This is a genomic window from Mesorhizobium sp. M7D.F.Ca.US.004.03.1.1 (assembly GCF_003998635.1).
Lineage (GTDB): Bacteria > Pseudomonadota > Alphaproteobacteria > Rhizobiales > Rhizobiaceae > Mesorhizobium > Mesorhizobium loti.
Map to the genome: position 1 here is coordinate 1 of NZ_RZQG01000791.1, position 2794 is coordinate 2794.

The following is a 2794-nucleotide window of genomic DNA, read 5'->3' on the forward strand; positions in this document are numbered from 1 at the left end:
GGCATTGACCTGGGCAGCCAATCCGACGCTGGCCGCCGCTCAGCAGAACACGCGTGCGACGGTTACCGTGGCGCCCGGCGACTGCAAGTTCCAGTTCAACCCGGTCGGCACGGCAAAATTCACCACGTCATGCGACATCGCCACGTCGTTCCTTGCCAAGAGTTCGGTGCCGTATGACATCGTCACCAGCGCGGCGCCTGGGACCTCGGCAACGGTGAAGGTCGGCGGTGAAACGGTCGAATCTTACGACGCCATCGCTGCCGGCGATCAGGCCAAGACCAAGGATGCTGCCTTCACCAAGGCGGTCAACATGGCACTCAAGGATGGCGGCTATCCGCTGAAGCGTGCCGCCTCCAAGGTCGCCGACCAGAAGCTTGACGCCTTCGTCGCGGCCAATCCTGAACTGAAGCTCGATGCCGTCGCTATTCGCGCAGGCGAGAAGGCAACAGTTCCGGTCGCCCAGGCGGTCAAGGACAAGGTGCTGACGGCCGATGAAGCCGCTGGCGCCACCGCCGATGTGACCGTCTACAGCATTCCAGCGTCCGGCGCGTTCGCGATGTTTGCCGACCCCGCGCAGGTCAACTGGACAAAGGTCATCGGCATCCTGTTCATCCTGATCCTCTACGTGACCATGGTTTACGGACCGATCGCCGCGATTCTGGTCGAGATGTTCCCGACCCGCATCCGTTATACCGGCATGTCGCTGCCCTATCACATCGGCAATGGCTGGTTCGGCGGCTTGCTCCCGGCGACAGTCTTCGCCTTGAGCGCGGCCAAGGGCGACATTTATTATGGTCTCTGGTACCCGATCGTGATCGCGGCGATGACGCTGATCATCGGTATGATCTTCGTCAAGGATACGCTGGGAACCGACCTGCACGCCAAGTAGCCGACGGCTCATCATACAAAGAAAAGCCCGGCGCGATCGCTCGCGCCGGGCTTTTCAATTGATCAGAAGCGATGTGCACGCAGCGCTAGATCTTGTGGCCCTGGGCCTCTTCCTCGATGGCCGCATCGTGGTACCAGCCGTCTCCGAAATCCGTCCGCACACCGCGCAGCGAGGCAAGCTCTGCCGCAAACTTAGCCTTGCCGCTCAAATTTGAGGCAGTGACGCGCGCTGCCGCCGGGAACATCAGAATTTTGGCCGACGGTCGCGTGGAAATGATTTCCATTGTCGGGATCCTTTCTTCTGCCGAACCTTGTCGATTCAACTTGATCCGAAGATAAGGTCTGCAATCAAGTTAGGCAATATGCCTACCAAAAGATCAGTATTTGCCTATTATTTGTGCGTATTGCGACTGTGATTGATCTGGACGCATTGCTTAGGCGGCTTGCCAACTTCAATGGAATGCCGCGTCAGTTTTGCCGCACCCTCCGGGCGAAGAATGGCACACGAATTGCATTTTAAGGATCCGGCAGGGCCGGCTGCTGAAGGCAGACGCATGTCGACGCCGTTTCAGTGTTCGGTGATCAAGCAACGAGAGGCTAGAATGACGAAATATAAGCTCGAGTACATTTGGCTCGATGGATACACCCCGGTCCCCAACCTTCGCGGCAAGACGCAGATCAAGGAATTCGCCGAATTCCCGACGCTTGAGCAGCTGCCGCTATGGGGCTTCGATGGTTCATCGACCCAGCAGGCCGAGGGCCACAGCTCCGACTGCGTGCTGAAGCCGGTTGCCATCTATCCGGATCCAGCCCGCACCAACGGCGTGCTGGTCATGTGCGAAGTCATGATGCCCGATGGTGTCACGCCGCATGCCTCCAACAAGCGCGCCACCATTCTCGATGACGAGGGCGCCTGGTTCGGCTTCGAGCAGGAATACTTCTTCTACAAGGACGGCCGCCCGCTCGGCTTCCCCGAGAGCGGCTATCCCGCACCGCAGGGCCCGTACTATACTGGCGTCGGCTATTCCAATGTCGGCTCCGTCGCGCGCCAGATTGTCGAGGAGCATCTCGACCTCTGTCTCGCCGCCGGCATCAACCACGAAGGCATCAACGCCGAAGTGGCCAAGGGCCAGTGGGAATTCCAGATTTTCGGCAAGGGCTCCAAGAAAGCCGCCGACCAGATGTGGATGGCCCGCTACCTGATGCAGCGCCTGACCGAGAAATACGGCATCGACATCGAATACCACTGCAAGCCGCTCGGCGACACCGACTGGAACGGTTCGGGCATGCACGCCAACTTCTCGACCGCCTATATGCGCGAAGTCGGCGGCAAGGCCTATTTCGAAGCGCTGATGGCGGCCTTCGACAAGAACCTGATGGACCACATCGCCGTCTACGGTCCCGACAACGACAAGCGCTTGACCGGCAAGCACGAGACCGCGCCATGGAACCGGTTCAGCTATGGCATCGCCGACCGCGGTGCCTCGATCCGCGTGCCGCATTCCTTCATCAAGAGCGACTACAAGGGCTATCTGGAAGATCGTCGTCCGAACTCGCAAGGCGACCCCTACCAGATCGCCTCGCAGATCCTGAAGACGATCGCTTCGGTGCCGGCAAGCGCCCAGGTTTCGGCTGCGGCTTGAGCCTTCGTCACGGCGGAAACCTGCCGTGGCCGTCTCAGGTCCATCCTATGGTCTTCCCAAGCAAGAACCCCGGCGAAAGCTGGGGTTCCTTTTTGTAATGGAACCTTGGCGCGCCGCTCGCTCTACTGAAATGCCTGAAGCGCGGCCTTCACATCGTCACAGAAATCGAAGCACCATTTTCTGGCGTAGTCCGGATCTATTCCCACCAGGCTGGCTTGCTCGAACGTGTTCCTCGCCTCAGGCAGATTTCCGCTGCGGACGTA

General features: G+C 59.6%; 3 protein-coding genes. 2 read left to right on the plus strand and 1 reads right to left on the minus strand.

Translation table 11 applies throughout. The annotated features are described in order from the left end of the window. On the plus strand, positions 1–889 hold an 889-nt coding region (locus tag EN935_RS29880; protein WP_164771445.1), incomplete at its 5' end, for an MFS transporter. Positions 890–974: 85 nt separating this feature from the next. Here EN935_RS29880 and EN935_RS29885 read toward each other — a convergent pair. Further along, complete coding sequence (locus EN935_RS29885) at positions 975–1172, minus strand: DUF2735 domain-containing protein (RefSeq protein ID WP_127373916.1); 198 nt, start codon at positions 1170–1172, stop codon at positions 975–977. Between the two features lie 318 nt (positions 1173–1490). Between EN935_RS29885 and EN935_RS29890 the strand changes: the two genes are divergently transcribed. Next, entirely contained in the window at positions 1491–2531 is a 1041-nt protein-coding gene (locus EN935_RS29890) for a glutamine synthetase beta-grasp domain-containing protein (RefSeq protein WP_126069199.1), read from the plus strand. The last annotated feature ends 263 nt before the right edge of the window (positions 2532–2794 follow it).

Excerpts from the sequence above, each read along its gene's own strand:
- EN935_RS29885 (WP_127373916.1), bottom strand. The coding sequence starts at position 1,172 with ATGGAAATCATTTCCACGCGACCGTCGGCCAAAATTCTGATGTTCCCG.
- EN935_RS29890 (WP_126069199.1), top strand. The coding sequence starts at position 1,491 with ATGACGAAATATAAGCTCGAGTACATTTGGCTCGATGGATACACCCCG.